The sequence below is a fragment of the Salipiger marinus genome, from assembly GCF_900100085.1.
GTDB classification, from domain to species: domain Bacteria; phylum Pseudomonadota; class Alphaproteobacteria; order Rhodobacterales; family Rhodobacteraceae; genus Salipiger; species Salipiger marinus.
Genome location: NZ_FNEJ01000091.1, coordinates 1 through 1,672 on the forward strand (window position 1 = coordinate 1; position 1,672 = coordinate 1,672).

The 1,672-nt window shown below is 63.5% G+C and carries 1 protein-coding gene; it reads right to left on the bottom strand.

Annotated features, from left to right (window positions below):
- Nucleotides 1-175: 175 nt before the first annotated feature.
- Nucleotides 176-1,672 (bottom strand): AAA family ATPase (locus BLR51_RS27005; protein WP_131821924.1); only part of this gene is annotated, 1,497 nt, incomplete at its 5' end.

A 1,672-nucleotide genomic window follows, 5' to 3' on the forward strand; every position in this document is an offset into this window, starting at 1 on the left:
AAATACAGCTTGCCATCGGCTGTGAAGGCGTAAAGTCCTGGCCCATTCGGGACCATGCTGAGGGAACGGCCGGGCAGGACACGGTAGAGCTGGGAAAAGAGGGCGCCGGAAGCGCCCTGAGAAGAGTATGACACGTGAGGTATTCCGAAGTTTCTTGAAGGGAGAAAGGCAGGGATCAGGCTTCGAGGGCCAGTTGGCTGAGCCAGGGTCGCAGCTCTTCAGCATTCATCTCGCGCCGGACAAGCAGCTCCGCGGCAAGGCGCTCAAGCTGATTTCGGTGCGGCTCCAGAAGATCGCACGCCATGCGCTCGAACTTTTCGAGTTTGACGCGCACGCGGTCCCAATACTCTTCGGAGACCCGCGACATATCAGCCTCTCCGAGCCAGGCGGGACCGTGAATTCCAAGCCCAGCTTGCCTGTCAAAAAACAGCTGCAGGCGTGTCGCGCGCTCGAGATCGCTGCCTGGACCACCACCGCTGCCAGCACTGACATTTCCAAGGACAAGGCGCTCCGCGGCACGGCCGGCCATGAGCATCATCATTTCACGCTCGAATTCTTCAAGCGTCCCTTCCTGGATTGCAGACCGTCGCATCGTCCGTCCGTCTTCCTGCCCGATAACCACGCGCTCGACGGCCGCCGGGCCGAGCAACACCGCCGCGACCAAGGCGTGCCCGGCCTCGTGCAGGGCGATGCGGCGCTCGAAGGCCGGGTGGTCCGGCCGCCCGCCGCCCAGCTGCGCCGCAAGTAAGTCGGCATCGAAGGGGACCCCGTCGCGGCGGGCCGCGGCCCTCGCCGCGCGAAGCGTCGCGTCGATCGCGGCCGGCGTCCGGCCGGCGCAGAGCTGCGCCAGTGGCGTCACATCCGCGGCACCGGGAAACACCTGCCGAAGCATGTGGGCAATCTGCCCGAGCGGCGGCCGCGTGAGCTCGACGACCTGATCAAAGCGCCCGGGCCTGACGATCGCAGGATCGAGCGTGTCTACTGAATTGCACGCCCCAAGAAGAATGGTGCCATCGAGAACTAGAAACTTGTCGATTTCTCTGAGCAGCGCGTTGATCACTTGCCGTCGGTAATTGCTGTTACGCTCGCTGTCTGAGGCGTCTCGGGACCCGAATGAGTCGATTTCGTCAATGAAAATGATGCAGGGACGCATGTCTACGGCCTGTGCGAAGGACTTGGTCATGGCGCCCAACATGTCACCAAGATGTCCTTTCGCCTGCCACTCCCCAACGCTCACAATGACAATTGCCACGCCCGCCGACCGCGCGATGGCCTGCGCCAACACGGTCTTGCCAGTGCCCGGCTCGCCATAGATCAGCAAAGATCGTGGGATCTCCGACCAGCGCGCAATGCCATTCCTGCACGCCTGAATATCCGCAGCGAGGTCTCCCGCCATGTGATGCGCGGGAGACGACCCGCCAATTTCTTCGAGGGTGAGGCCGTTCTGGCGCATGGCACGAGCAGGTTGCGCCATCCTGTGGAGCGCTTGGGCCGCCTCGAAGGCCGAAGGCGCCCGCAGGGCCATCAGGAGGGAGGTATACTCGAGGGCGGCCAAGCTCGTATCATCCGGCAAGAGCCGCAGGACGGCCTCGCGCTCCGGCGCGTCCGAAACGTTGTAGAGCTCGCAGAGCAGGACGAGCATGATGATGCGATCAATGGGTGCGAGGCGTTC